The following is a 25980-nucleotide window of genomic DNA, read 5'->3' as shown; positions in this document are numbered from 1 at the left end:
GGCTTCCAGGGCTTCATGGAGGGCGGCGCCACCGAGGGCGAGCGGGCCGCGAAGGAGATGATCGCCGCCCTGAGGTGAGTCAGCCGGCCGGTGTGATGTTGTGGTTGAAGCGGAAGACGTTGTCGGGGTCGTACGTGGCCTTGACCGCGGCGAGCCGCCGGTAGTTCTCGGCGCCGAAGCCCGAGACGACCCGCTCCTCGCCCTCGGAGCCGATGAAGTTGAGGTACACGGCTCCGGTCGACCACGGCTCCGCGTCGGCCCGCACGTCCCGAACCCACTGCCTCGTCCGCTCGTCGTCGGCCGGGTCCTCCCAGGTCGCGAACGGGTGGACCACCCAGGGAGCGGTGCGCCACGGGATCGGATAGTCGGTCGGCCCGGCCGCGAGCGCGCCGCCCATCATGAAGAGCACGTGCTGGGTGGCCGTGGGCATGGGGATCTTCTGCGCGCGCTCGCAGAAGAGGTCCACGGCGGCGTCGGGAAACTCGCTCAGATACTCCGCGGACCAGTAGTTCCGCAGCCCCGGCGGGTCGTCGATCATGCACTGGAGATCCGCGTACCCGATGTCCGTGACGACCTCGATCACGGGCTTGAGCGCGAACAGCGGTGCGCACAGCTCTCGGACCTCGGCGACCGGACCGGCGTACGTGAAGAGGGTGGCGCAGAGCAGCTCGCCGACGAGATGCTCGGGGACGAACGGCTCGGGGGGCGCGGGGAAGTAGATGACCCCGCCGCCCGCCTCGTCCGGGGCGGAGGCCGCCAGATCGCGGAAGGTACGGATCACCTCGGGCGCCGACTCGGGCATGAAGAAGAGCATCGCGATGCTCATCTCCGGCAGCTCGTGCAGCCGCAAGGTGAGCGAGGTCGCCACGCCGAAGTTCCCGCCGCCGCCGTGCAGCGCCCAGAACAGCTCCGGATTCTCTCCGCCGTCCGTGTGCACATGCTTGCCCTCGGCGGTGATCAGCTCGGCGGCGAGCAGGTTGTCGCAGGCCAGCCCGAACTTCCGCTCCAGCCACCCCGATCCGCCGCCCAGCGTGAAGCCGCCGACCCCGGTCGTCGACACCCGCCCACCGGTGGTGGCCAGGTGGAAGGGCTGGCACGCGTGGTCCAGATGGCTCATGGTCGCGCCGCCCTCGACGCGTACCGTCATGTGCTCGGGGTCGGCGACGACCGCGTGCATCCGGCGCAGGTCGATCACGAGACCGTCGTCGACGACGGAGCTCCCGGCGACGCTGTGCCCGCCGCCGCGCACCGCGATCGGCAGCTCGGTCTCCCGGCCGAAGAGGACCGCGTTGGAGACGTCCTCCGCCGTCTCGCACTGGGCGATGACCGCCGGACGCCGGTCGATCATGCCGTTGTGGATGGTCCGGGCCGTGTCGTAGCCCGGATCGCCGGGGACGTACACCTCACCGGCCAGATCCTCGCGGAGTCCGGTCAGGGCGCTGTCCGGGACGGTGTGCTGGGGAGCCATGGGGAAGCCCCCCTTTCCTCGGGGGGACAGGACCCTTTCAGCGTATTCCGGGGCGCCCCTTCCCGCGCCTCAGCCGCCGTACGCGCCGCTCGCCGTCAGCCGCAGCGCCGTGTCGATCAGCGGAACGTGGCTGAACGCCTGCGGGAAGTTGCCCACCTGCCGCTGCAGCCGCGGGTCCCACTCCTCCGCGAGGAGACCCAGGTCGTTGCGGAGCGCCAGCAGCCGCTCGAAGAGCTTGCGGGCCTCGTCCACGCGCCCGATCATCGCCAGGTCGTCGGCGAGCCAGAACGAGCAGGCGAGGAAGGCGCCCTCGTCGCCCTCCAGGCCGTCCACGCCGGCCTCCTCGCCGGCGGTCGGGTAGCGCAGCACGAAGCCGTCCTCCGTGGACAGCTCCCGCTGGATCGCCTCGATCGTGCCGATGACCCGCTTGTCGTCCGGCGGCAGGAAGCCCATCTGCGGAATCAGCAGCAGTGAGGCGTCCAGCTCCTTGGAGCCGTACGACTGCGTGAAGGTGTTCCGCTCCTTGTCGTAGCCCTTCTCGCAGACGTCCCGGTGGATGTCGTCGCGCAGCGCGCGCCAGCGCTCCAGCGGGCCGTCGGCGTCCCCGGACTCGATGAGCTTGATCGTGCGGTCGACCGCCACCCAGGCCATGACCTTGGAGTGCACGAAATGCCGGCGCGGACCGCGGACCTCCCAGATGCCCTCGTCGGGCTGGTTCCAGTGCGTCTCCAGGTAGCGGATGAGCTTCAGCTGGAGCAGCGAGGCGTAGTCGTTGCGGGACAGACCCGTCATGTGCGCCAGGTGCAGGGCCTCGGTGACCTCGCCGTACACATCCAGCTGGAGCTGGTTGGCGGCCCCGTTGCCCACCCGGACCGGGCCCGAGTTCTCGTACCCCGGCAGCCAGTCCAGCTCGGCCTCGCCGAGCTCGCGCTCTCCGGCGATCCCGTACATGATCTGCAGGTTCTCCGGGTCACCGGCGACCGCGCGGAGCAGCCAGTCCCGCCAGGCACGGGCCTCCTCGCGGTAGCCGGTGCGCAGCATCGAGGAGAGGGTGATCGCCGCGTCACGCAGCCAGGTGTAGCGGTAGTCCCAGTTCCGTACGCCGCCGATCTCCTCCGGCAGCGAGGTCGTCGGCGCCGCGACGATGCCGCCCGTCGGCGCGTATGTCAGCGCCTTCAGCGTGATCAGGGAGCGCACGACGGCCTCCCGGTACGGGCCGTGGTACGTGCAGTGCTCGACCCACTCCCGCCAGAAGTCGACGGTCGCCTCCAGCGAACCCTCCGGGTCCGGCAGAGCGGGCGGCTCCTTGTGCGAGGGCTGCCAACTGATCGTGAAGGTGACGCGGTCGCCCGGGGTGACGGTGAAGTCCGAGTACGTCGTCAGGTCCTTGCCGTGCGTCTCGGCGTCCATGTCCAGCCACACCGAGTCGGGACCCGCGACGGCGACCGTGCGGTCCCCGACCTTGTGGACCCAGGGCACCACGCGGCCGTAGCTGAACCGCATCCGCAGCGCCGAGCGCATCTGGACCCGGCCGGAGACGCCCTCCACGATCCGGATCAGCTGCGGCGCGCCGTCGCGCGGGGGCATGAAATCGGTCACCCGGACCGTGCCGCGCGGGGTGTCCCACTCGGATTCCAGGATGAGCGAGTCGCCGCGGTAGCGGCGGCGGTCGGCGGGTGCCGGGGCGGCGCCGTTCGGCACGGCGGGACCGACCCGCCAGAAGCCGTGTTCCTCCGTTCCGAGGAGCCCCGCGAAGACGGCATGGGAGTCGAAGCGGGGGAGGCACAGCCAGTCGACACTGCCGTCCCGGCAGACGAGGGCGGCGGTCTGCATGTCCCCGATGAGTGCGTAATCCTCGATGCGCCCGGCCACGTGCATTCTCCAGTCGAACGGCCACGTCCGCCCCGCAGGGCGCTTGCTACAGATCAGCGGTCAACTGATGTTGACGATCGGCGGCGAGTGTCCGAGCAGGATACGACGCGGAGCAGCGCTTACTTGTAACGCCATTGCGCCGATCGGGTGAGCACGGCTTGACGCCGCGACCACCACGGTGCGCCGTGTGACGGAGGCAGGTCGCCGTCCGTGTGCACCCGACTGCCCCGTGTGGCCGGAAGCGGTCTCCCGTTGTCGCTGATACCCTGGTACCCCGTGGACCGGTGGGAAACGGCGACAGCCGAGCCCCCGCAACCGCAGCGACGGCACCCCCCGATTCTTCCGGAGGGCACGCCGGAACGCACCTCCAGAACGCGACCACGGGAGCCCCCTCTTGGCGATGCCGCCCAAAACCACGACGACCAAGCACATCTTCGTCACCGGGGGTGTCGCCTCCTCCCTCGGCAAGGGCCTGACCGCCTCCAGCCTGGGTGCGCTCCTCAAGGCGCGGGGCCTGCGGGTCACGATGCAGAAGCTCGACCCGTACCTGAACGTCGACCCCGGCACGATGAACCCGTTCCAGCACGGCGAGGTGTTCGTCACCAACGACGGCGCCGAGACCGACCTGGACATCGGCCACTACGAGCGCTTCCTCGACGTCGACCTCGACGGCTCGGCCAACGTCACCACCGGCCAGGTCTACTCGCAGGTCATCGCCAAGGAGCGGCGCGGCGAGTACCTCGGCGACACCGTCCAGGTCATCCCGCACATCACCAACGAGATCAAGTCCCGGATCCGCCGCATGGCGACCGACGACGTCGATGTCGTCATCACCGAGGTCGGCGGCACGGTCGGCGACATCGAGTCGCTGCCGTTCCTGGAGACCGTCCGGCAGGTCCGCCACGAGGTCGGCCGCGACAACGTCTTCGTCGTGCACATCTCGCTGCTGCCCTACATCGGCCCCTCCGGCGAGCTGAAGACCAAGCCGACCCAGCACTCCGTCGCCGCGCTGCGCAACATCGGTATCCAGCCGGACGCCATCGTGCTGCGCGCCGACCGTGAGGTCCCCACCGCCATCAAGCGCAAGATCTCGCTGATGTGCGACGTGGACGAGGCCGCCGTCGTCGCCGCCATCGACGCCAAGTCGATCTACGACATCCCCAAGGTGCTGCACACCGAGGGCCTGGACGCCTACGTCGTGCGCAAGCTCGACCTGCCGTTCCGTGACGTGGACTGGTCCACCTGGGACGACCTGCTGGACCGCGTCCACAACCCGGAGCACGAGGTCACCGTCGCGCTCGTCGGCAAGTACATCGACCTGCCCGACGCGTACCTCTCGATCACCGAGGCCATGCGCGCCGGCGGCTTCGCCAACAAGGCGCGGGTCAAGGTCAAGTGGGTCACCTCCGACGACTGCAAGACCCCGGCCGGCGCCGCGAAGCAGCTCGGTGACGTCGACGCGATCCTGATCCCCGGCGGCTTCGGCGACCGCGGTGTCAACGGCAAGATCGGCGCGATCCAGTACGCCCGCGAGAACAAGGTGCCGCTGCTCGGCATCTGCCTGGGCCTGCAGTGCATCGTGATCGAGGCCGCCCGGAACCTGGCCGACATTCCCGAGGCCAACTCCACCGAGTTCGACGCCGCCACCGCGCACCCCGTCGTCTCCACGATGGAGGAGCAGCTCGCGTACGTCGAGGGCGCCGGCGACCTGGGCGGAACGATGCGCCTGGGCCTCTACCCGGCGAAGCTCGCCGAGGGTTCGATCGTCCGCGAGGTCTACGCCGACCAGCCGTACGTCGAGGAGCGCCACCGCCACCGCTACGAGGTGAACAACGCCTACCGCGCGGAGCTGGAGAAGAAGGCCGGCCTCGTCTTCTCGGGCACCTCCCCGGACAACAAGCTCGTCGAGTACGTCGAGTACCCGCGCGAGGTGCACCCGTACCTGGTCGCGACCCAGGCGCACCCGGAGCTGCGCTCGCGTCCGACCCGTCCGCACCCGCTCTTCGCCGGCCTGGTCAAGGCCGCCGTGGAGCGCAAGACGGGCAAGTAGTACAAGGCGTTAACGTTGCCGGGGTACGGGTCCTGACGGGATCCGTGCCCCGGCTTTCGTATGTGGTTCGTGTGTGGGAGGACGCAGATGGAGTTGCAGGACACCCCGGAGGAGTGGCAGGTCGTCGCGACGACGACCCCGTTCCAGGGAGCGAAGACGAGTGTCCGTACGGACGACGTGGTCATGCCCGACGGCACGGTCGCGCGCCGCGACTACCAGGTCCACCCCGGCTCGGTGGCGGTCCTCGCCCTCGACGACCAGGACCGGGTGCTGTTGCTGAAGCAGTACCGGCACCCCGTACGCCAGAAGCTGTGGGAGATCCCCGCCGGGCTCCTCGACGTCCCGGGGGAGAACCCGCTGCACGCCGCGCAGCGGGAGTTGTACGAGGAGGCGCACGTCAAGGCCGAGGACTGGCGGGTCCTGGCCGACGTCTACACCACACCCGGCGGCTGCGACGAGGCGGTACGCATCTTCCTGGCGCGGCACCTGTCCGAGGCGGAGGGCGAACGCTTCGAGGTCTCGGACGAGGAGGCCGACATGGAGGTGGCCCGGGTCCCGCTCGCGGACCTCGCACGAGGCGTACTGGCGGGGGAGCTGCACAACAACTGCCTGGTGGTCGGTGTCCTTTCGCTGACCGCGGCCCGCGCGGCCGGGGGCCTCGACGCGCTGCGCCCGGCGGACGCGCCCTGGCCGGCCCGGCCGTTCGAGGCGTAGGGGCCACGCCCCGTTGTGCCCACCCTCCCCCAGACTTCGTCCGGGGGGCTCCGGCCCTGCGGAAGGATTGCCCACAAAAGGGGTGCCGGTCTGAAGATCTGCTGATCCGATCGGGGGATCTGTCCGCCCTGCTCCGCCAGGAGGGCACCCCGCCCTGAACTACGCTCGGGATCGCCCGTGCGGAGACCCCCCGCGGGATCGGCGTGCGCAGGTGGACGGGAGCGTGGCCCGTGACGGATCAGGCGGTGGCAGCGGGCGGGGTACGGAACTTCTTCGGGCGGCAGCGGGAGTTGAAAGCCCTGCGCGCCGACATCGAACGGACCGGACTCGACACCCTCGCCGGCCACAAGGCCCCCCGCGCACGCGTCCTCCTGATCGCGGGCCGCCCCGGCTCCGGGCGGACCGCGCTCGCCGCGGAACTCGTCGCCGGGCTCGCGGCGGCCTACCCCGACGGGGTGCTCCGCGCCCGGCTGACCGAGCCCGGCGGCGACCCGGTCCCCACCGGGCGCGTCGCGCAGGGGCTGCTCCAGGACCTGGGCATCGACGAACCACCCGGCGCCGCCGAGGACGAACTGACCGAGCTGGTCCGCGAGGCCCTCGCCGAACGCCGTACCGTCCTCGTCCTCGACGACGCGGTCGACGCCGAGCAGGTCGATCCGCTGATCCCCGACAACCCCGACGCCCTCGTCGTCGCCGTGGCACGGGGACCGCTGACCGGGATCCCCGATGTCCGCCCGTGCACCCTCGGCGGTCTCGACCCCAAGTCCGCGATCGAGATGCTCACCACCTACACCGGATCCGTCCGGGTGACGGTGGACCCGCAGGCCGCCGAGACCCTCGCCGAGGAGTGCGGCGGCCAGCCCGCCGCACTCGTCCTCGCCGGCGGCTGGCTCGCCGCCCGCCCCAAGGCCTCCGTCGCCGATCTGGCCAAACGGCTGCGCGCCCTCTCCGGCGACCCGCTCGCCCGCGCGTTCCAGCTGGTCCACGACACGCTGGCCCAGCCGGCCGCCCGGACACTGCGATTTCTCACCCTCGCACCCCTCGGGCGCGCCGACGCCCACACCGCCTCCGCCCTGGCCGGCTGCTCGGTCTCGGCGGCCGCGACCACGCTGGCCGACTTCGTCGGGCTGGGGCTCGTTACCGACTGCGGGGACGGTCAGTACGAGGTTCCGGGCCACCTCGTCCCCCTCCTGCGTACACAGATGGAGGAGCGCGAACGGCCCGCCGAGGTGCAGCTCGCCCGGGCCCGGATGCTGGAGCGGACCGTACGGCTCCTCCAGTCCTGCCGGGCGGTCACCGAGCCCGAGGGCTCCTCCGCGCGCAAGAAGCTCGCCGGGCTGCCCCGCGCCCTGCGGTTCCCGACCGTGCCGGCCGCCGCCGAATGGCTGACCGGCCGCCGGCCGGTGCTCCTGGCCTCCGCCCGCCTCGCCGTCGCCGACGGTGAGCTCGACACCCTTGCCCGCCGGCTCGTCGCCGCCCTGGTCAGGGCCGAGACGGCACACCGGGGCGCCGAGGCGGCAGCGCCCGTCCTCTACGGCCTGCACCGGCTCGTCCTGGACGTGGCGGAGCGGCGCGGACTGCACCGGGAGCGGGCCGCCGCACTGCTGAACCTCGCCGATCTGGACGCCAGGACCGGCCGCACCCGGGACGCCCTGGAGCGCTACCGGGCCGCCCTCGACGCCGGAAGGGCCGCGAACGATCCGTACGCGATCGGCCGGGCGATGGAATCCGTAGGCGGTTCCTACCAGGAACTGGGGGACTGGCAGCGGGCCGGGGACTGGTACGGCCGCGCGCTCGCCCAGCGCCTCGCCCGCGACGAGCGGGCCGACCAGGCCCGGCTGTACGGACGGCTCGGCACGGTGCAGACCTACGCGGGCCGCTACGGCGAGGCCCTGCGGAACTGGCGCGCCGCCGCGGCGGGGTACCGGCGGCTCGCCGATCTGCCCGGCTACGCGCGGGCGTTGAGTGAGGCCGCACGCGTCCAGGAGTACGCCGGCCGGCCCGAGGACGCCCTGCGGACCTGCGAGGAGGCGATCGACTGGGCCCGGCGTGCCCAGGACGTACGGCTCCAGGCCGCGCTGCAGCTCAGGCTTGCGGACACGCTCGACCGGCTCGGCGACCCGGCCGCGGCCAGGCTGCATCGGTCGGCGGCCGGGCGTCTGCTGGGGACGGATGAGGGAACGGGTGAGGGAACAGGAGCCTCCGCCTACGAAATCCGCAGTGCTTCCAACGAAGATTAATGCTTTGCAAGGCTAGACACGGGGAACTCCTTCATTAGACTGGGTGCGCCGCGATCGACCGCGGTCTGTCCCGGTGCGCGGTAGTGCATCCGGGTATGTATCGCAGTGCACCCCCGTTTCCCCTGATTCAAGGACCGTGATCGACGATGAAGGTCGGCATCCCCCGCGAGGTCAAGAACAACGAGTTCCGCGTGGCCATCACCCCCGCCGGTGTCCACGAGCTCGTCCGCAACGGCCACCAGGTCTTCGTCGAGCAGAACGCCGGTGTGGGTTCCTCGATCACGGACGAGGAGTACGTCTCCGCCGGCGCGCAGATCCTGCCGACCGCAGACGAGGTCTGGGCCACGGCCGACCTGCTGCTGAAGGTCAAGGAGCCCATCGCCGAGGAGTACCACCGCCTCCGCAAGGACCAGACGCTCTTCACCTACCTGCACCTCGCCGCCTCCAAGGAGTGCACGGACGCCCTCCTGGAGTCCGGCACCACCGCCATCGCGTACGAGACCGTCGAGACCGCCAACCGCGCGCTCCCGCTCCTCGCCCCGATGTCCGAGGTCGCGGGCCGCCTGGCCCCGCAGGTCGGCGCCTATCACCTGATGCGCTCGGTCGGCGGCCGCGGCGTGCTCCCCGGTGGCGTCCCCGGCACCCACGCCGGCGAGTGCGTCGTCATCGGCGGCGGCGTCTCCGGCTGGAACGCGACGCAGATCGCCGTCGGCATGGGCTTCCACGTGACCCTGCTCGACCGTGACATCAACAAGCTCCGCGAGGCCGACAAGATCTTCGGCACCAAGGTGAAGACGATCGTCTCCAACGCCTTCGAGCTGGAGAAGGCCGTCGTCGAGGCCGACCTCGTCATCGGCGCCGTTCTCATCCCGGGCGCCAAGGCCCCGAAGCTGGTCACCAACGAGCTCGTCGCCAAGATGAAGCCCGGAAGTGTCCTTGTCGACATTGCGATCGACCAGGGCGGCTGCTTCGAGGACTCGCACCCGACCACCCACGCCGAGCCGACCTTCCAGGTCCACAACTCGGTGTTCTACTGCGTCGCCAACATGCCGGGCGCGGTGCCGAACACCTCCACGTACGCCCTGACCAACGCCACGCTGCCCTACATCGTGTCGCTGGCGAACAACGGCTGGGTCGAGGCGCTGCGCCGCGACGCCGCGCTCGCCCTGGGTCTCAACACCCATGACGGCAAGGTCGTTTACAAGGAGGTCGCCGAGGCGCACGGGCTCGACCACGTCGAGCTGGCCAGCCTCCTGGGCTGAGCTCCTTAGACGTCGCGTCAACCCGCGCCGTCAACCTCACACATCCGGCCGGACCTTGTGCGCCAAGGTCCGGCCGGATGTGCTTCCGGCCACTTCGGGGGCCTTGTTCAACTCGCCTCGAACGTAACCCTTTAACCGTTTCGCACACCCCTGAAACGTGCGGATGGATGGCTGCGCACCCTTGACAGCCGGGTGTTCGGTTGCCGACACATCGGGCCGGGTCCGGCGGATTGTGTTGCTGCGGAGCGGTGACACGCCATAGAGTCGCCAACCGTCGGCATGGTGCCACGCTGACCTATCGATAAATGTTCCTGGTCACATCCAAGGAGGTAAGACGACTTGTGAATGAGTCGACATTTACTCCCGGGGGCGGACAGCCAGGAATCCCTGTCGGCTCCGTCGCTGTCCGCACCTTCGCGACCAACGCGACGCATCAGCCCATGACGACAGCCCACACGATGAAGATGATGGACGGCCTACACGTGAACGCCACGGCCGGCAACGAGAGTGGCCGAGAGTCCACCCACTTCGCCGCCTACGACGAGGTGCCCGAGGGGCACTTCTACGACCCTGACGCCGAGTACGAGCCCGACCCGGAGTACGCGGCCACCCTCGCACCCGACGCTGCCCGTCAGCGCCGCGAGCGGATCGGCCCGACCGGACGGCCCCTGCCGTACTTCCCGATCCCGGGTCCGCTGACCGATCACGGACCCGCGAAGATCATCGCGATGTGCAACCAGAAGGGCGGCGTCGGCAAGACCACGTCGACCATCAACCTGGGTGCCGCACTCGCGGAGTACGGGCGGCGGGTGCTGCTCGTCGACTTCGACCCGCAGGGAGCCCTGTCGGTCGGACTCGGTGTGAACCCGATGGAGCTCGACCTCACCGTCTACAACCTGCTCATGGAGCGGGGCATGTCGGCGGACGAGGTGCTGCTCAAGACCGCCGTGCCCAACATGGACCTGCTGCCGAGCAACATCGACCTCTCGGCCGCCGAGGTGCAGTTGGTCAGCGAGGTGGCGCGCGAGTCGACGCTGCAGCGCGCCCTGAAGCCGCTGATGAACGACTACGACTACATCGTGATCGACTGTCAGCCCTCGCTCGGCCTGCTGACCGTGAACGCCCTGACGGCGGCTCACAAGGTCATCGTGCCGCTGGAATGCGAGTTCTTCGCACTGCGCGGTGTGGCCCTGCTGACCGAGACGATCGAGAAGGTCCAGGAGCGGCTCAACCCGGAGCTGGAGCTCGACGGCATCCTCGCCACGATGTACGACTCCCGTACGGTGCACAGCCGCGAGGTGCTGGCGCGCGTGGTGGAGGCCTTCGACGACCACGTCTACCACACCGTCATCGGCCGTACCGTGCGCTTCCCGGAGACCACGGTCGCCGGTGAGCCGATCACGACGTACGCGTCGAACTCGGTGGGTGCCGCCGCCTATCGTCAGCTCGCCAGGGAGGTGCTCGCCCGGTGTCACGCCGAGTGAGTCTGCCCGGCGCCGACGAACTGTTCCGTACGACCGGGGGGATGGCGCTGCAGTCCTCCTCGCCCCGTGGCCGGGTACCGGCTCCGGCGGGCGAGAGCGACACGGAGGCGGCGGAGGGATCCGGCTCGGCGCCGGCGTCCGCCGCTCCTGCCGGCTCCGCCCCGGGCTCCGCTTCGGCCGAGCACTCGGCGGCGGAGCCCGCGGAGCAGGGGGAGCCCCGGGCCCGCACGGCGGAGCCCGCGCCGGCGCGCCGCCGCGGCCGGTCGCCGAACCGGCGGCCGAGCGGGCGTGAGCGGCACGACGAGAAGATCACGGTCTACGTCTCCGCCGAGGAGCTGATGGACCTGGAGCACGCGCGTCTGGTGCTCCGTGGCGAGCACGGGCTCGCCGTGGACCGGGGCCGGATCGTCCGCGAGGCGGTCGCGGTGGTCCTGGCGGACCTGGAGTCCCGCGGCGACGCGAGCATCCTCGTGCGCCGCCTGCGCGGCCGCTGACGATAGCCTGCGGGCTGCCGCGCCCCCGCTCCTCCCTGGACACCGATGCCCCCGCCCCCCGACGAAACGTCCCGCCCAGCCCGCCGCCGCGCCCTGGGACGCGGCCCGGGGACCCCTCGAACGGCCCCCGAGGCCGCCCAGCGGTCCGTACCGGCCGCCACTCCGGAGGCGGAGCCCCCGCCCGCCCCTGCCGGGGCCTCCACGGCCCCTGAGGCCGGATCCGGGGCGGACACCGCCCGGCAGGTCGCCTCCGCCACCGCAGGGGCGGCAGCCCCGCCCGCGGCCGACGTGGCCGAGGGAATGCGTCCGGATGACGGCCCGCAGGCCCCGGCCGCCGAGACCGACCCGGGCTCGTCGGTCTCCGAGGGCGAGAGTGGCCTCGGGGCCGTGTCCGCATCCGCCGGCCCGGACACCGTTCGGCAGCCCGCGTCCGGCCCCGGCGGCACCGCCCCGGGCTCGTCGGTCCTCGCGGGCGACGGTGGCCTCCGGGACGCGGGTGATGCCGTCGAGGCGGTCGTCACGGCGTCCGAGGCGACCGCACTCGTCGTCGATCCCGCCGGGTCCGCCGGCGGCCGGCGGAGTGTCGCGGTCTCGGGCGGCGAAGCGGACATCCTGCGTGGCCCCGGGAGCGATGCCCCGGCCGGCGCAGGCGACTCCGTCGTGGATCCCGCCGAGACGCGCCCCGGCGACATCGCGGCGGCCCCGGAACCCGTGGCCGCGCCCCGGCGGGACGGGGGTGACGACGGGCGGTTCACCGTGCGGTTGGCGAACTTCGAGGGGCCCTTCGACCTGCTGCTCCAGCTGATCTCCAAGCACAAGCTCGATGTCACCGAGGTCGCCCTCTCCAAGGTCACCGACGAGTTCATGGCGCACATCCGTGCCATGGGGCCCGACTGGGATCTCGATCAGACCACCGAGTTCCTCGTCGTCGCCGCCACGCTGCTCGATCTGAAGGCCGCCCGGCTGCTGCCCGCCGCCGAGGTCGAGGACGAGGCCGATCTCGCCCTCCTGGAAGCGCGGGACCTCCTCTTCGCGCGGCTCCTGCAGTACCGCGCGTACAAACAGATCGCCACGATCTTCGAGGACCGCTGGGAGACCGAGGGCCGGCGCTACCCCCGGACCGTCGGTCTGGAGGCCCACCACGCCGAGCTGCTCCCCGAGGTCGTCATCTCCATCGGCGCCGAGGGCTTCGCCAAGCTGGCGGTGAAGGCCATGCAGCCCAGGGCCAAGCCGCAGGTGTACGTCGACCACATCCACGCCCCCCTCGTCAGCGTCCGTGAGCAGGCCGGCATCGTGGTGGCCCTGCTGCGCGAGCGCGGGAGCGTCAGCTTCCGGGAGCTCGCCGACGGCGCCGACGACACCCTCACCGTCGTCGCCCGCTTCCTCGCCCTCCTGGAGCTCTACCGGGAGAAGGCCGTCGCCCTCGACCAGGAGGACGCCCTCGGCGAGCTCACCGTCACCTGGACGGGCGGGGATCAGGAGACCCACGTCACCGACGAGTTCGATCACGAAGGGGAGGAGAAGGCATGAGCGACCTCAAGCCCGCCCTCGAAGCCGTCCTCATGGTCGTCGACGAGCCGGCCACCGAGGCCCACCTCGCCAAGGTCCTGGAGCGGAGCCCGCGCGAGGTCGGCGACGCCCTGCGCGAGCTGGCCGACGAGTACACCGCCCAGGGCCGCGGTTTCGAGCTGCGCCTCGTCGCCGGCGGCTGGCGTTTCTACACCCGCGCGGAGTTCGCCCCGGCCGTGGAGGCGTTCGTCCTCGACGGGCAGCAGGCCCGTCTCACCCAGGCGGCCCTGGAGACCCTCGCGGTCGTCGCGTACCGCCAGCCGGTCAGCCGATCCCGGGTCTCCGCGGTCCGCGGAGTGAACTGCGACGGCGTCATGCGCACCCTCCTCCAGCGCGGTCTCGTGGAGGAGGCGGGCGCGGAACCCGAAACAGGTGCGATCCTGTACAGGACGACGAACTACTTCCTGGAGCGAATGGGCCTGCGCGGCCTGGACGAGCTCCCGGAGCTCGCGCCCTTCCTCCCCGAGGCGGACGCGATCGAGGCGGAGACGCTGGAAGGGGTCCCGTCGTTCGATCCGGATGCACCGGATCGTGAGGACGACGACGACAAGACGGAAGTTTGATGCGAAGCAGCAGCGGCAGGAACAGCGGAAACAACGGCGGGAGCCGTGGTGGCCAGAGCGGCGGCCGTGGCGGCAGCAGTGGCGGCGGCGGCCGTGGCGGCAGCGGTGGAGGCGGCGGCCGTGGCGGCAGCGGTGGAGGCGGCGGCTACCGGGGCTCCGGCGGCGGCGGTGGCCGCGACGACCAGAAGCGCGGCGGCAACCCGCGCAGGCCTCGCCCCGAGGAGCGCTCCTACGACGTGAGCGGCCCGTCCGAGGGCCCCAAGAAGGGTCGCGGCTCCGCGGCCCGCGGAGGCGCCAAGGGCGGCCCCAAGACCCCCCAGGGCGGCACCCCGCCCCGTCGCGGCCCGCACGGGCAGCGGCAGACCCCTGCCCGCTCGCGCGAGCTCGACGCCAAGATCGAGCAGCGCAACCGGGACCGGTACGCGGACCGGCCGGAGATCAAGACCCCGAAGACCTTCCCGGGCGCGGAGCAGGAGGGCGAGCGGCTGCAGAAGGTGCTCGCCCGCGCCGGCATGGGCTCGCGCCGCGCCTGCGAGGAGCTCATCGAGCAGGCCCGCGTCGAGGTCAACGGCGAGATCGTCCTCGAGCAGGGCAAGCGCGTGGACCCGGAGAAGGACGAGATCAAGGTCGACGGCCTGACCGTCGCGACCCAGTCGTACCTCTTCTTCGCGCTGAACAAGCCGGCCGGTGTCGTCTCCACGATGGAGGACCCCGACGGCCGCCAGTGCCTCGGTGACTACGTCACCAACCGCGAGACCCGGCTCTTCCACGTCGGCCGCCTCGACACCGAGACGGAGGGCATCATCCTCCTCACCAACCACGGTGAGCTGGCCCACCGCCTCACGCACCCGAAGTACGGCGTGAAGAAGACCTACCTGGCCGCCATCACCGGTCCGCTTCCCCGCGAGGTCGGCAAGGTGCTCAAGGAGGGCATCCAGCTGGAGGACGGCTACGCCCGCGCCGACCACTTCCGTGTCGTCGAGCAGGTCGGCAAGAACTACCTGGTCGAGGTCACGCTGCACGAGGGCCGCAAGCACATCGTGCGCCGGATGCTCGCCGAGGCGGGCTTCCCGGTCGAGAAGCTCGTGCGCACCGCCTTCGGCCCGATCGGGCTCGGCGACCAGAAGTCCGGCTGGCTGCGCCGGCTGACCAACACCGAGGTCGGCATGCTGATGAAGGAAGTCGGCATGTAGTCCCGCCCCGACGCTCCACGAAGAAGCCCGTGACCGCCCGACGGCGGTCGCGGGCTTCTTCGCGTGCGCGACGCCGGTGCGCGTTCGTACCCGAGCGTTCGATCATGCGCGTTCGTACTTGTGGTCGACGTCCGCCGCGCTTTATAGTCATCATGACTCTTAAGGAGGCGGGCGTGAGCCTCGCGAACCTGCTCGAACCCCTGCAGCAACCGCTCTTCACCGTCCTGGACACCCCGGTCAGCTGGACCGAAGTGCTCGGCTTCGGCAGCGGTGCGCTCTGCGTCTGGCTCGTCGCCCGCCAGCACATCGCCAACTGGCCCATCGGCATCGCCAACAACCTCTTCTTCATCCTGCTCTTCTCGCAGGCGGGGCTGTACGCCGACGCCGGCCTCCAGATCGTCTTCATCACCCTCGCCGTGTACGGCTGGTGGACCTGGACCCACGGGGGTGGACCAGGCTCCGACACCCTCCCGGTGCGCCGCACCTCGCGCACCGAGTGGACATGGCTGCTCACGGCGGGGGTGGTGGGGACCGTGACGCTCACCCTGCTGCTCGACCGCGCCACCGACTCCACCGTCCCCTTCTGGGACGCCCTGACGACCGCGCTCTCCCTGATGGCGACCTACGGCCAGTGCCGCAAGCGCCTGGAGTCCTGGTGGCTCTGGATCGCCGCCGACATCGTGTACGTGCCCCTGTACGCGTACAAGGAGCTCTACCTGACCTCCCTGCTGTACGTCGGCTTCATGACCCTCTGCGTCCTCGGCCTGCGCAGCTGGAGCCATGACCTCACGCAGCGGCGCGCCCCCGTGGAGGTGGCGGCATGAAGCGCTACGGACACGGCCTGGTCCTCGGCAAGTTCTATCCGCCGCACGCCGGACACCACCATCTCGTGCGCGCCGCCCGCGACCGCTGCGAGCGCCTCACCGTGCTCGTCTGCGCCTCCTCCGTCGAATCCGTACCGCTCGCCGAACGGGTCGCCTGGATGCGGGAGATCCACCCCGACACCCTGGTCGTCGGCGCCGCCGACGACATCCCCGTCGACCTCCACGATCCCGATGTGTGGGCCGCCCACATGGCCGTCTTCCGGGCCGCGGTGCCCGAACAGGTCGACGCCGTCTTCACCTCGGAGCCGTACGGCGAGGAGCTCGGCCGCCGCTTCGGAGCCGAAGCCGTCTGTGTCGACCCGGACCGTACGCTCTTCCCCGTCTCCGGCACCGCCGTCCGCAAGGACCCCGTCGGATGCTGGGACTACCTGGAAGCTCCGGTACGGGCCGCGCTCACCCGCCGCGTCGTCGTCCTCGGCGCAGAGTCCACCGGCACCACCACCATGGCCCGCGCCCTGGCCGAGCACTACCGGAACCGCGGCGGCGTCTGGGCCCGCACCCGCTACGTACCGGAGTACGGGCGCGAGTTCAGCGAACTCAAGCTCGCCGAACTGCGCGACGCGCGCCCCGAGGCCGGCTGGGAGGACGTCACCTTCCACACCGAGGACTTCCCGCTGATCGCGCTGCGCCAGGCCGAACTGGAGGAGGAGGCCGCACGCGCCGGATCGCCCGTGCTCTTCTGCGACACCGACGCCTTCGCCACCACCATCTGGCACGAGCGGTACATGGGCACCACCAGCCCCGCCGTCGGCGAGATCGCCGCCCACGGCCGACAGCACCTGTGGCTGCTCACCGACCACCGGGGCGTCGACTTCGAGGACGACGGACTGCGCGACGGGGAGCACCTGCGGCCCTGGATGACCGCCCGCTTCCTCACCCAACTCGCCCACACGGGCCGCCGGACCGCCGTCCTGAGCGGACCGCACGAGGAGCGGCTCGCGGCGGCCGTCGCCGCCGTGGACGCGCTGCTCACCGAGGGCTGGGACCTCGCCGACCCCCTGCCGGAGCGCCGATGAACCCTCACCAGGCCCCCGGAGGCTACGACCGCTACGCCTTCGAGCCCTTCGCCGTCACCGTCGACCTCGCCGTCTTCACCCTCCGCGAGGACCGCCTGCACGTCCTGCTCGTCGAGCGGGGCCAGGAGCCGTACGCCGGGGCCTGGGCGCTGCCCGGCGGATTCGTACTGCCCCGGGAGTCCGCCGAGGTCGCGGCCCGCCGCGAACTGGCCGAGGAGACCGGCCTGTCCGTGGACACCGTCTCCGGACTCCACCTCGAACAGCTGCGGACGTACAGCGAACCGGACCGCGACCCCAGGATGCGGGTCGTCTCGGTCGCCTTCGCCGCGCTCGTCCCGGACGCCCCCGAGCCGCGCGGCGGCGGCGACGCGACGCGGGCGCAGTGGATGCCGTACGGGACGCAGGCGACGTACGGGCGACTCGCCTTCGACCACGACCGGATCCTCGCCGACGCACACGAACGGGTCGGCGCCAAGCTCGAGTACACCTGTCTCGCCACCGCCTTCTGCCCGCCCGAGTTCACCCTCGGCGAGCTGCGACAGGTATACGAGACGGTCTGGGGCGTCGAACTCGACCGCCCCAACTTCAGACGCAAGGTCCTCTCCACGCCCGGCTTCGTCCAGGCCGTCGAAGGACCGCCGCGCCTCACCGGCGGACGGGGGAAACCGGCCGCTCTCTACCGGGCGGGCGAGGCCACGGCCCTGCACCCGCCACTGCTGCGACCGGAAGGACGATCCACCCCATGACCACCAAGCAGGCCGCCACCGGCTCCCTGATCGGGCTGGCGCTCGGCGACGCGCTCGGCTTCCCCACCGAGTTCAACGACGTGCCGGCGATCCTGGCGAAGTTCGGGCCGTGGCGGGAGATGGAACTGCCCGGCGAGAAGCAGGGCAAGGCGTACGTCACCGACGACACGCAGATGACCCTCGCCTTCGCCCGCGGCATCCGCACGGCGATGGACCGGGGCGTGCTCGCCCCGCTGCGCCTCGCCCGGCCGGTCCGCGAGGAGTTCGTCGACTGGTACCACTCCCCGGAGAACAACCGGGCGCCGGGGAACACGTGTCTGCGCGCCTGTGCGCTCCTCGACAGCGACCGTGCCTGGCAGGACGCCAGCCAGATCCACTCCAAGGGCTGCGGCGCGAACATGCGGGTCGCGCCCATCGGCCTCGTACCCGGCCTGAGTGACGAGCAGCGGTCCGGCGCCGCCCAGCTGCAGTCCGCGCTCACCCACGGCCACCCGACCGCACTGGCCGCCTCCGACCTGACGGCCCGCGCCGTGTATCTGCTCGCCCAGGGCATCGAGCCGACAGGGCTGGTGGGCCACCTGCGCTCGTACGCCTACGAGAACCGCTCCGTCTACCGCGAGGCCTGGCTCGGCGACCTCTGGACCCGCTCCCAGGACCCCTCGGCCCGCCTGTTCATCGAGCGCGGCTGGGACGAGTGCCTGGCGGTCCTGGAGAAGCTGGACGCCGTCCAGCGCACGGCGGACCCGGAGCTCGACCCCTGCACGTACACGGGCGACGGCTGGATCGCCGAAGAGGCCCTGGCCACCGGCCTCCTCTGCTTCCTGCTCTTCCCCGAGGACCCGCTCACGGCCCTCCGCCGCGCCGCCTGCACCCGCGGCGACTCGGACTCGATCGCCTGCCTCGCGGGCGCGTTCGCGGGCGCCCACCTGGGTGCCGGCGCATGGCCGAAGGAGTGGGAGGAGCGGATCGAGTACCACAGCGAGCTGGTGGCGCTGGGCGCCCTCTGGGACGCCTGACAGCGCCTGGGAAGCTTGGGCCATGACCGTAGCTCTCGTACCCGAAGCCGACCTCTCCGCCGTCGTGGCGGAACAGCCCGATCCCCTGGTCTTCGCCACCGTCTCCGGCGCGCATCTGTACGGGTTCCCGTCCCGGGACTCGGACGTGGACCTGAGGGGTGTCCATCTGCTGTCGGTGGAGGGGCTCATCGGGCTGCGTGAACCGGAGGAGACCCGGTCCCGGATGTGGGACCGGGACGGCGTGGAGATGGACCTCGTCACGCACGACCTGCGGAAGTTCGTCCGGCTCATGCTGCGGCGCAACGGCTACGTACTGGAGCAACTGCTCTCCCCGTTGGTGGCCCACACCTCGGATGCCCACGCCGAGCTGATCTCCCTGGTGCCGGACGTTCTCACCACCCACCACGCGCACCACTACCGTGGATTCGCCGCGACGCAGTGGCGCCTCTTCGAGAAGGCGGAGGAGCTGAAGCCGCTGCTCTACACCTTCCGGGCACTGCTCACCGGCATCCATCTGATGCGTGCGGGCGAGATCCAGGCGCATCTGCCCACGCTGGTGGGGGAGGTGGCGGAGGCTCCCGCGTACGTCCCGGAGCTGATCGCGGCGAAGGCGGCGGCCGAGCACGGGCCGGCCGAGGTGGATCTGGGGCGTGTCCGCGCGGACGTGGAGGCGCTGCACGGAGTCCTCGACGCGGCGCAGGGCGCCTCGGGGCTCGGGGACGCCCCGGGGGGCCACGACGCGCTGCACGACCTCGTCGTACGGATCCGGCTAGAGCACGCTCAGCGCTGAGACGCGACGGGCGCGGATCAGGAAGTCCTGGACGCGCGCGTGGTCCGGGGCCGCCGGGAGGGGGCTCGTGGTGGAGGCCTTGTCGGCCTCCTCCGTGAGGAGGGCCATCCAGGACTCGACCTCGGGCCAGGGGACCTCGCCGCGCTTCACCGCGAGGAGGCGTTCGCGCTCGTCGCCGACGTGGATCGTCAGCTCGCCCGTCCGCAGCAGATCGCGGCAGCTCATCAACAGCCGCAGCAGATGCATGGCGTGCTTCCAGCGCGGCTCCCCGTACTGGCGGACGTCCGCGTCGAGCTTCTTGCGCTGACCGCCCGCGTACCGCACGAAGGTCTGGTGCGCCTGCCGGGAGAGGAACGCCTCGCGCAGCGCGACGAGTTCACGGCCGGTGTCGTCGATGTGCTCGACCACGGGGGAGTGCAGGCACTCCAGCACGTTGGGGTTGGCGCGCAGTGCCAGCTCGCAGAAGCGTTCCAGCTCCCAGCTGAACTGCTCCTCACCCGGCCCCTCGACATGCGCCGGCGGCTTGTCGAAGCGCCAGAAGAGCGGGGTGGGGGCGAGGAAGACGCCTCGGCTGTCGGTGTCGCTCCCCTCGGTGTCCAGACCGAAAGCGCGCGACCCCATGACGCAGGAGTAGATCGTGTGGTCGCGCACCAGGTCCGTCGGAGTCATGCGCGACAGGTTACGCGAGGGTGATCGAGTCCCCGGACACGGTGATCTCCTCGGCCGGGAGCGGGCGCGTGGCCGGGCCGTTGACCACCGAGCCGTCCGTGATACGGAACTTGGAGCCGTGGCAGGCGCAGTCGATCGTGCCGTTCTCGACCTTGGCGACGATGCAGCCCTGATGGGTGCAGATCGCCGAGAACGCCTTGAAGTCCCCGGCCGTGGGCTGGGTGACGACGACCTTCTCCTCCTTGAAGATCGTGCCCCCGCCGACCGGGATGTCGGAGATCTCGGTGAGCTCCTCCCCGGCGGCCTCCGAGGTCGGCTCGGTCGTGGGCGACGATGTCGCGGGCTCCGACGTCGTGGGTGCCGTGGTGTCCGGGGGCGTCGGCGAGGCGGTCGCGTCGCCGTCTCCGTCGGAGCCGCAGCCGGTGGCCAGGGCTGCGGCGGAACCCGCACCGGCCAGCAGCACGGTACGGCGGGGCGTGGCTTGTGGATTCATGGCGTACAGCTTGGTGGCGCATCCCTCCGGTGGCTCGCAAACACGCCTAGACCCAGGGCGTCAGCTCCCTCGCGCGGCCGTCCGTGTCCCGGCGCACCTCCAGGACGGCTGTGACGGCCGCCCGCTCGATGGGCCCGTACACATGCGGGAACAGCACGTCCTCCGACCCCTCCCAGCGGATCTCCGCGCTCAGCCGGGACTCGTCCAGGACGAGGACGAGCAGCGGGCCTTGCACACCCCGGTAGTGCGCGTCGGCGACGGTCAGCGCGGCCGTCTCGTCCGGCGAGCAGTGGACGAACCCTTCCGAGGCCAGCGACGGCGGCGCGTAGGGGAGTTCGGGATCGGCGGACCATTCGTCCAGCGGTACGACGTGCAGCAGCATGCCGACAGTTGTATCGCGGCCGTCGCGCACCCCGAATACCCCGAGTGGCGGCCCTGTCTGGTTTGCATGACATTGGCCGTGTTCCGTACCGGACGAAAGGCAGAGCGATGGCAGGTAACGATCTCGGCAGTCTCCTCGGCGGCCTCCTCGGAGGAAGCGGCACCGGGCAGAGCACCGGCGGCGGCAACATCCTCGGCTCCCTGCTCGGCGCCCTGATGGCCGGCAAGGGCGGCACCGACGGCGGCAACCCGCTCGGCGGCCTGATGGACATGCTGACCAGGTCGGGCCTCGTCGACCAGGCCCAGTCCTGGGTCGGCACCGGCCAGAACCAGCCGGTCAGCGGTCCGGAGATCGCCCAGGCCCTGCCGGACGAAACCCTGCAGAAGGTCGCGCAGGACGCCGGTGTCAGCCCCCAGGAGGCCGCCGACGAGATCGCCAGGTCGCTGCCGCAGGTCGTGGACAAGCTGACTCCGAGCGGTTCGCTGCCGCAGGGCGGTGAGTCGCTGGAGGACCTCATCCGCCAACAGAACATCTGACACCGGCCCGGCGTACCGGCGACCCCCGCGTCTCGGAGGGCGGTCGCCGGTGACGGTGTGTCCGCCCGGCTGACTAGGCTGATCGGAACACTCTCGCAAGGTTTCCCAGGTCGGGTAAGGAGCATCAGGTGGCGGTACGAGCGGTCCGGGGCGGCGGCCTGCCGGCAGGGGACGAGGCCGGACACACGTACGGGCAGGTCGAGAGGCCGGCGTACGCGGAGTCCCTCGTGGCCGCGGCCGCCTCGAGCGAGGACGTCGCCCGGTGAGAACCGCACTCGTCATCGGAACCGGCCTGATCGGCACCTCGGCGGCGCTCGCCCTCGCGGGGCGGGGCATCGCCGTCCACCTCCGCGACCACGACCCGGCCCGCGCCCGTACGGCCGCGGCGCTCGGCGCCGGCACGGACGACGCGCCCGAGGGCCCCGTCGACCTCGCGATCATCGCCGTACCCCCGGCCCATGTGGCGACCACGTTGGCCGAGGCGATCCGGGGCGGTCTCGCGCGCGGCTATCTGGACGTGGCGAGCGTCAAGGGCGGCCCGAAGCGCGAGCTGGAGGAGCTGGGCCTCGACCTCACCGCGTACATCGGGACGCACCCGATGTCCGGGAAGGAGCGCTCGGGCCCGCTGGCGGCGACGGCGGACCTCTTCGAGGGGCGCCCGTGGGTCCTCACGCCCGGCCGTGACACCGACACCGAGGTCCTCAACCTGGCCCTGGAACTGGTCGCGCTCTGCCGCGCCGTCCCGGTCGTCATGGACGCGGACGCCCACGACCGCGCGGTCGCGCTCGTCTCCCACACCCCACAGCTCGTGTCGTCGATGGTCGCGGCGCGCCTCGAGGAGGCGGACGAGACGGCGGTACGGCTGTGTGGGCAGGGCATCCGTGACGTCACCCGGATCGCGGCCTCGGACCCGCGCATGTGGGTCGAGATCCTGTCGGCGAACCCCGGGCCGGTCGCGGACGTCCTCGCGGGCGTCGCCGCCGACCTGGACGAGACGGTCCGGGCGCTCCGCTCCCTCGAGTCCTCGGACGAGGAGAAGCGCCGGGAGGGCACGAGCGGCGTCGAGGACGTCCTGCGCCGTGGCAACGCGGGGCGCGCCCGGGTCCCGGGCAAACACGGCGCGGCGCCGGCGCAGTACGAGACCGTCGCCGTCCTCATCAGCGACCAGCCCGGCGAGCTCGCCCGCATCTTCGCGGACGCGGGCCGGGCGGGCGTCAACGTCGAGGACGTCCGCATCGAGCACGCGACCGGCCAGCAGGCGGGTCTGGTCCAGCTGATGGTGACCCCCTCGGCGGCGCCGGTCCTCGGCGAGGCGCTGAAGGAACGGGGCTGGGCGCTCAGGACGAGCTAGCGGCGCAGGGGCCCGGTGGCTCGGGCCGGGTGCTGGGGCTGGGCGGTCGGGCTGGCGCTCGGGTCGGGTGCTGGGGCTGGGCGCTCGGGCCGGGTGTTCGGGTCGGGCGCTGGGTCCGGGCGCTCGGTCCGGCCGGCCGAGGGCCCCGGACTCCGTCCCGGAGGGGGCTCCGGCCCGCGGAAACGCCTGCCCGCGACGGTGGGGGCCGAACGGGTGGTCGCCAGTCGGTAACCTTGTGGTGGCCCCCCGCATCCCGCGAGGCCTGCACCGCTCACCCCAGGAAGGTGTTCCCCACCGTGGAATCCGTGATCGTCGCCATCGACGGGCCCTCCGGCACGGGCAAGTCGAGCACCTCGAAGGCGGTTGCCGCCAAGCTGGGGCTGAGCTACCTGGACACCGGCGCGCAGTACCGGGCGATCACCTGGTGGATGATCAGCAACGGCGTCGACGTGAACGACGCCGATGCCGTCGCCAACGCCTCGGCCAAGCCGGTCATCGTCTCCGGCACCGACCCGGCCCGCCCGACGATCACCGTCGACGGGGCCGACGCCGCCGGGCCCATCCGTACCGAAGAGGTCACCTCCAAGGTCAGCGCCGTCAGCGCCGTCCCCGAGGTGCGGGCCCTGATCACCGAGCTCCAGCGGACCATCGCCAGGAACGCCGAGGGCGGCATCGTGGTCGAAGGCCGTGACATCGGTACCACGGTCCTGCCGGACGCCGACCTCAAGATCTTCCTCACCGCGTCCCCCGAGGCCCGTGCGGCCCGCCGCTCCGGCGAGCTCAAGGGCGTCGACGTGGCCGCCACCCAGCAGGCCCTGATCAAGCGGGACGCGGCGGACTCCAGCCGGAAGACCTCCCCGCTCGCCAAGGCCGACGACGCCGTCGAGGTCGACACCACGGACCTCACCCTGGACCAGGTCATCGAGTGCGTCGTGACCCTGGTGGAGGAGAAGAGGACGGCCGCGAAGTGACCCAGCCCTCCGAGCGGGGTGCCGCCGTCGGGCGCGGCATCGGCATCGGGCTGATGTACGGCCTGTGGAAGCCGCGCGTCCTCGGCGCGTGGCGGGTGCCGGCCTCCGGCCCCGTAATCCTCGCCGTCAACCACGCGCACAACATCGACGGCCCCATGCTCATGGGCACCGCCCCCCGTCCCGTGCACTTCCTGATCAAGAAGGAAGCGTTCGTGGGGCCCCTCGGGACCTTCCTGGAGGGCATCGGGCAGCTCAAGGTGGACCGCGACAGCACGGACCGGAACGCCATAGGCAACGCCCTGGCCGTCCTGGAGCACGGCGGCGTCCTCGGGATCTTCCCCGAGGGCACCCGTGGCGAGGGCGACTTCGCCTCCCTGCGCGCCGGCCTCGCCTACTTCGCCGTCCGCAGCGGCGCGCCGATCGTCCCGGTCGCCGTGCTGGGAAGCTCCGACCGCCCCGGACGGTTGGTCAAGGCACTGCCTCCGCTGCGCGCCCGTGTCGACGTCGTCTTCGGTGACGCCTTCGCGGCCGGTGACGGCAGCGGCAGGCGCACCCGCAAGGCGCTGGACGACGCCACCGTACGCATTCAGGAGCGGCTGACCGCCCACCTGAAGAACGCCAGGCGCCTCACCGGGCGCTGAGTGAGACTCTGAGTAGTGGGTTCGCACCCACCGACCACGAATGATCAAGGAACGGACTTCATGAACGACCAGCACGACCACGGGGCACTTGGCGACGCCGAGTACGCGGAGTTCATGGAGCTCGCCGCGGAAGAGGGCTTCGACATCGAGGAGGTCGAAGGCGCGATCGAGGAGGCAGGGCACGGCCCGCTCCCCGTCCTCGCCGTCGTCGGCCGCCCCAATGTCGGCAAGTCGACCCTGGTGAACCGGATCATCGGCCGCCGTGAGGCCGTCGTCGAGGACAAGCCCGGCGTCACCCGCGACCGCGTCACCTACGAGGCCGAGTGGGCCGGCCGCCGCTTCAAGGTCGTCGACACCGGCGGCTGGGAGCAGGACGTCCTCGGCATCGACGCCTCCGTCGCCGCCCAGGCCGAGTACGCCATCGAGGCGGCCGACGCCTGTGTCTTCGTCGTGGACGCCACCGTCGGCGCCACCGACACCGACGAGGCCGTCGTCAAGCTGCTGCGCCGGGCCGGCAAGCCCGTCGTGCTCTGCGCCAACAAGGTCGACGGCCCCTCCGGCGAGGCCGACGCCACCGCCCTGTGGTCGCTCGGTCTCGGCGAGCCGTACCCGGTCTCCTCGCTGCACGGCCGCGGTACGGGCGACATGCTCGACGCCGTCCTGGAGGCCCTGCCCGAGGCCCCCGCGCAGCTCTTCGGCAACGCGATCGGCGGCCCCCGCCGCATCGCCCTCATCGGCCGCCCGAACGTCGGCAAGTCCTCGCTCCTGAACAAGGTCGCCAACGAGGACCGCGTGGTCGTCAACGAGCTGGCCGGCACCACCCGCGACCCGGTCGACGAGCTGATCGAGCTCGGTGGCAAGACCTGGAAGTTCGTGGACACCGCCGGTATCCGCAAGAAGGTCCACCTCCAGGAGGGCGCGGACTACTACGCCTCCCTGCGGACCGCCGCCGCGGTCGAGAAGGCCGAGGTCGCCGTCGTCCTGATCGACACCACCGACAACATCTCGGTCCAGGACCAGCGCATCATCACCATGGCGGTCGAGTCGGGCCGCGCGCTCGTCATCGCGTACAACAAGTGGGACGAGCTCGACGAGGAGCGGCGCTACTACCTGGAGCGCGAGATCGAGACCGAGATGCAGCAGGTCGCCTGGGCGCCCCGGGTCAACGTCTCCGCCAAGACCGGCCGCCACATGGACAAGCTCGTCCCGGCCATCGAGACCGCGCTCGCCGGCTGGGAGACCCGTGTCCCCACCGGCCGGCTGAACGCCTTCCTCGGCGAGCTCGTCGCCGCCCACCCGCACCCGATCCGCGGCGGCAAGCAGCCCCGCATCCTCTTCGGTACGCAGGCGGGCACCAAGCCGCCCCGGTTCGTGCTCTTCGCCTCCGGCTTCCTCGAGGCCGGCTACCGCCGCTTCGTCGAGCGCCGGCTGCGCGAGGAGTTCGGCTTCGAGGGCACCCCGATCCACATCTCCGTCCGCGTCCGCGAGAAGCGCGGCCGCAAGAAGTAGGCGTGGCGTGAGTACGGCGGAGGGCCGGGGCGATGTGCCCCGGCCCTCCGCCGTACCGTGCTCCGTG

General features: G+C 71.5%; 25 protein-coding genes. 20 read left to right on the top strand and 5 right to left on the bottom strand.

What is annotated here, in order from left to right; all coding sequences use genetic code 11:
• Positions 1 to 79: 79 nt before the first annotated feature.
• Both ACZ561_RS21025 and ACZ561_RS21020 read right to left on the bottom strand, forming a co-directional pair.
• On the bottom strand, positions 80 to 1468 hold the full coding sequence (locus ACZ561_RS21025) for an FAD-binding oxidoreductase (protein ID WP_470997109.1): 1389 nt from the start codon (positions 1466 to 1468) through the stop codon (positions 80 to 82).
• A 69-nt stretch (positions 1469 to 1537) separates the two neighbouring features.
• Positions 1538 to 3346, bottom strand: a complete 1809-nt coding sequence (locus ACZ561_RS21020) for a glycoside hydrolase family 15 protein (protein WP_470997106.1) — start codon at positions 3344 to 3346, stop codon at positions 1538 to 1540.
• A 394-nt stretch (positions 3347 to 3740) separates the two neighbouring features.
• Here ACZ561_RS21020 and ACZ561_RS21015 point away from each other — a divergent pair, with 394 nt between their 5' ends.
• The 14 genes from ACZ561_RS21015 to ACZ561_RS20950 all read left to right on the top strand — a co-directional run bounded on the left by ACZ561_RS21015 (position 3741) and on the right by ACZ561_RS20950 (position 19361).
• Complete coding sequence (locus tag ACZ561_RS21015; protein WP_329122247.1) at positions 3741 to 5390, top strand: CTP synthase; 1650 nt, start codon at positions 3741 to 3743, stop codon at positions 5388 to 5390.
• Positions 5391 to 5477: 87 nt separating this feature from the next.
• The gene (locus tag ACZ561_RS21010) at positions 5478 to 6104 is read left to right on the top strand and encodes an NUDIX domain-containing protein (protein ID WP_470997103.1); all 627 of its coding nucleotides are present in this window, start codon (positions 5478 to 5480) and stop codon (positions 6102 to 6104) included.
• A gap of 230 nt (positions 6105 to 6334) precedes the next feature.
• Complete coding sequence (locus tag ACZ561_RS21005; protein ID WP_470997100.1) at positions 6335 to 8344, top strand: tetratricopeptide repeat protein; 2010 nt, start codon at positions 6335 to 6337, stop codon at positions 8342 to 8344.
• 146 nt (positions 8345 to 8490) lie between these two features.
• The gene (gene ald, locus ACZ561_RS21000) at positions 8491 to 9606 is read left to right on the top strand and encodes an alanine dehydrogenase (protein ID WP_384525490.1); all 1116 of its coding nucleotides are present in this window, start codon (positions 8491 to 8493) and stop codon (positions 9604 to 9606) included.
• Between the two features lie 440 nt (positions 9607 to 10046).
• Entirely contained in the window at positions 10047 to 11090 is a 1044-nt protein-coding gene (locus tag ACZ561_RS20995; protein WP_229818740.1) for a ParA family protein, read from the top strand.
• A complete protein-coding gene (locus tag ACZ561_RS20990; RefSeq protein WP_470997219.1) occupies positions 11087 to 11584 on the top strand; it encodes a hypothetical protein in 498 nt (165 codons plus the stop codon). Before ACZ561_RS20995 ends, ACZ561_RS20990 begins: the two co-directional genes overlap by 4 nt.
• 45 nt (positions 11585 to 11629) lie before the next feature.
• Positions 11630 to 13114, top strand: coding sequence for a segregation and condensation protein A (locus tag ACZ561_RS20985; RefSeq protein WP_470997096.1), 1485 nt, complete (start codon positions 11630 to 11632; stop codon positions 13112 to 13114).
• Positions 13111 to 13716 carry an SMC-Scp complex subunit ScpB gene (scpB, locus tag ACZ561_RS20980; RefSeq protein WP_329122259.1) on the top strand — a complete coding sequence of 202 codons (606 nt, stop codon included), beginning with the start codon at positions 13111 to 13113 and terminating at the stop codon, positions 13714 to 13716. The genes ACZ561_RS20985 and scpB overlap by 4 nt, the downstream gene beginning before the upstream one ends.
• Positions 13716 to 14909 (top strand): pseudouridine synthase, encoded by a 1194-nt coding sequence (locus ACZ561_RS20975; RefSeq protein ID WP_470997092.1) that lies wholly within the window; start codon positions 13716 to 13718, stop codon positions 14907 to 14909. The genes scpB and ACZ561_RS20975 overlap by 1 nt, the downstream gene beginning before the upstream one ends.
• Before the next feature lie 173 nt (positions 14910 to 15082).
• Positions 15083 to 15733: a nicotinamide riboside transporter PnuC gene (gene pnuC / locus ACZ561_RS20970; protein ID WP_470997089.1), complete on the top strand. Its 651-nt coding sequence runs from the start codon at positions 15083 to 15085 to the stop codon at positions 15731 to 15733.
• On the top strand, positions 15730 to 16809 hold the full coding sequence (locus tag ACZ561_RS20965; RefSeq protein WP_470997086.1) for an AAA family ATPase: 1080 nt from the start codon (positions 15730 to 15732) through the stop codon (positions 16807 to 16809). The genes pnuC and ACZ561_RS20965 overlap by 4 nt, the downstream gene beginning before the upstream one ends.
• Complete coding sequence (locus tag ACZ561_RS20960) at positions 16806 to 17555, top strand: NUDIX hydrolase (protein ID WP_470997082.1); 750 nt, start codon at positions 16806 to 16808, stop codon at positions 17553 to 17555. The genes ACZ561_RS20965 and ACZ561_RS20960 overlap by 4 nt, the downstream gene beginning before the upstream one ends.
• Entirely contained in the window at positions 17552 to 18571 is a 1020-nt protein-coding gene (locus ACZ561_RS20955) for an ADP-ribosylglycohydrolase family protein (RefSeq protein WP_470997079.1), read from the top strand. Before ACZ561_RS20960 ends, ACZ561_RS20955 begins: the two co-directional genes overlap by 4 nt.
• A gap of 22 nt (positions 18572 to 18593) precedes the next feature.
• Positions 18594 to 19361, top strand: a complete 768-nt coding sequence (locus ACZ561_RS20950) for a nucleotidyltransferase domain-containing protein (RefSeq protein WP_470997076.1) — start codon at positions 18594 to 18596, stop codon at positions 19359 to 19361.
• Here the strand turns inward: ACZ561_RS20950 and ACZ561_RS20945 are convergent.
• From ACZ561_RS20945 to ACZ561_RS20935, 3 genes are read right to left on the bottom strand one after another with little or no spacing between them, the layout of a single operon-like run.
• Positions 19341 to 20030: a nucleotidyltransferase domain-containing protein gene (locus ACZ561_RS20945; protein ID WP_470997073.1), complete on the bottom strand. Its 690-nt coding sequence runs from the start codon at positions 20028 to 20030 to the stop codon at positions 19341 to 19343. The genes ACZ561_RS20950 and ACZ561_RS20945 overlap by 21 nt on opposite strands.
• 10 nt (positions 20031 to 20040) lie before the next feature.
• A complete protein-coding gene (locus tag ACZ561_RS20940; protein WP_470997070.1) occupies positions 20041 to 20523 on the bottom strand; it encodes a Rieske (2Fe-2S) protein in 483 nt (160 codons plus the stop codon).
• Positions 20524 to 20569: 46 nt separating this feature from the next.
• A complete protein-coding gene (locus ACZ561_RS20935) occupies positions 20570 to 20905 on the bottom strand; it encodes a DUF952 domain-containing protein (RefSeq protein ID WP_470997067.1) in 336 nt (111 codons plus the stop codon).
• A 107-nt stretch (positions 20906 to 21012) separates the two neighbouring features.
• Between ACZ561_RS20935 and ACZ561_RS20930 the strand changes: the two genes are divergently transcribed.
• The 6 genes from ACZ561_RS20930 to der all read left to right on the top strand — a co-directional run bounded on the left by ACZ561_RS20930 (position 21013) and on the right by der (position 25913).
• Positions 21013 to 21441 carry a YidB family protein gene (locus ACZ561_RS20930; RefSeq protein ID WP_470997064.1) on the top strand — a complete coding sequence of 143 codons (429 nt, stop codon included), beginning with the start codon at positions 21013 to 21015 and terminating at the stop codon, positions 21439 to 21441.
• Between the two features lie 128 nt (positions 21442 to 21569).
• The gene (locus ACZ561_RS20925) at positions 21570 to 21707 is read left to right on the top strand and encodes a hypothetical protein (RefSeq protein WP_470997061.1); all 138 of its coding nucleotides are present in this window, start codon (positions 21570 to 21572) and stop codon (positions 21705 to 21707) included.
• Positions 21704 to 22792 carry a prephenate dehydrogenase gene (locus ACZ561_RS20920; RefSeq protein ID WP_470997058.1) on the top strand — a complete coding sequence of 363 codons (1089 nt, stop codon included), beginning with the start codon at positions 21704 to 21706 and terminating at the stop codon, positions 22790 to 22792. The genes ACZ561_RS20925 and ACZ561_RS20920 overlap by 4 nt, the downstream gene beginning before the upstream one ends.
• A 284-nt stretch (positions 22793 to 23076) precedes the next feature.
• Positions 23077 to 23763 (top strand): (d)CMP kinase, encoded by a 687-nt coding sequence (gene cmk, locus ACZ561_RS20915; RefSeq protein ID WP_470997055.1) that lies wholly within the window; start codon positions 23077 to 23079, stop codon positions 23761 to 23763.
• Between the two features lie 53 nt (positions 23764 to 23816).
• Positions 23817 to 24404, top strand: a complete 588-nt coding sequence (locus ACZ561_RS20910; protein WP_470997216.1) for a lysophospholipid acyltransferase family protein — start codon at positions 23817 to 23819, stop codon at positions 24402 to 24404.
• 60 nt (positions 24405 to 24464) lie between these two features.
• On the top strand, positions 24465 to 25913 hold the full coding sequence (gene der, locus ACZ561_RS20905) for a ribosome biogenesis GTPase Der (RefSeq protein ID WP_470997052.1): 1449 nt from the start codon (positions 24465 to 24467) through the stop codon (positions 25911 to 25913).
• Positions 25914 to 25980 lie beyond the last annotated feature (67 nt).

Source organism: Streptomyces sp. NPDC039609 (genome assembly GCF_055596705.1).
Note: the sequence above shows the minus strand (reverse complement) of the source record. Positions and strands in the feature narration are given on the sequence as shown.

Coding starts and splice junctions, on each gene's coding strand:
- ACZ561_RS21025 (WP_470997109.1), bottom strand. CDS start 1,468: ATGGCTCCCCAGCACACCGTCCCGGACAGCGCCCTGACCGGACTCCGC.
- ACZ561_RS21020 (WP_470997106.1), bottom strand. CDS start 3,346: ATGCACGTGGCCGGGCGCATCGAGGATTACGCACTCATCGGGGACATG.
- ACZ561_RS21015 (WP_329122247.1), top strand. CDS start 3,741: ATGCCGCCCAAAACCACGACGACCAAGCACATCTTCGTCACCGGGGGT.
- ACZ561_RS21010 (WP_470997103.1), top strand. CDS start 5,478: ATGGAGTTGCAGGACACCCCGGAGGAGTGGCAGGTCGTCGCGACGACG.
- ald (WP_384525490.1), top strand. CDS start 8,491: ATGAAGGTCGGCATCCCCCGCGAGGTCAAGAACAACGAGTTCCGCGTG.
- ACZ561_RS20995 (WP_229818740.1), top strand. CDS start 10,047: ATGACGACAGCCCACACGATGAAGATGATGGACGGCCTACACGTGAAC.
- ACZ561_RS20985 (WP_470997096.1), top strand. CDS start 11,630: ATGCCCCCGCCCCCCGACGAAACGTCCCGCCCAGCCCGCCGCCGCGCC.
- scpB (WP_329122259.1), top strand. CDS start 13,111: ATGAGCGACCTCAAGCCCGCCCTCGAAGCCGTCCTCATGGTCGTCGAC.
- ACZ561_RS20975 (WP_470997092.1), top strand. CDS start 13,716: ATGCGAAGCAGCAGCGGCAGGAACAGCGGAAACAACGGCGGGAGCCGT.
- ACZ561_RS20965 (WP_470997086.1), top strand. CDS start 15,730: ATGAAGCGCTACGGACACGGCCTGGTCCTCGGCAAGTTCTATCCGCCG.
- ACZ561_RS20960 (WP_470997082.1), top strand. CDS start 16,806: ATGAACCCTCACCAGGCCCCCGGAGGCTACGACCGCTACGCCTTCGAG.
- ACZ561_RS20955 (WP_470997079.1), top strand. CDS start 17,552: ATGACCACCAAGCAGGCCGCCACCGGCTCCCTGATCGGGCTGGCGCTC.
- ACZ561_RS20950 (WP_470997076.1), top strand. CDS start 18,594: ATGACCGTAGCTCTCGTACCCGAAGCCGACCTCTCCGCCGTCGTGGCG.
- ACZ561_RS20945 (WP_470997073.1), bottom strand. CDS start 20,030: ATGACTCCGACGGACCTGGTGCGCGACCACACGATCTACTCCTGCGTC.
- ACZ561_RS20940 (WP_470997070.1), bottom strand. CDS start 20,523: ATGAATCCACAAGCCACGCCCCGCCGTACCGTGCTGCTGGCCGGTGCG.
- ACZ561_RS20935 (WP_470997067.1), bottom strand. CDS start 20,905: ATGCTGCTGCACGTCGTACCGCTGGACGAATGGTCCGCCGATCCCGAA.
- ACZ561_RS20930 (WP_470997064.1), top strand. CDS start 21,013: ATGGCAGGTAACGATCTCGGCAGTCTCCTCGGCGGCCTCCTCGGAGGA.
- ACZ561_RS20910 (WP_470997216.1), top strand. CDS start 23,817: ATGTACGGCCTGTGGAAGCCGCGCGTCCTCGGCGCGTGGCGGGTGCCG.
- der (WP_470997052.1), top strand. CDS start 24,465: ATGAACGACCAGCACGACCACGGGGCACTTGGCGACGCCGAGTACGCG.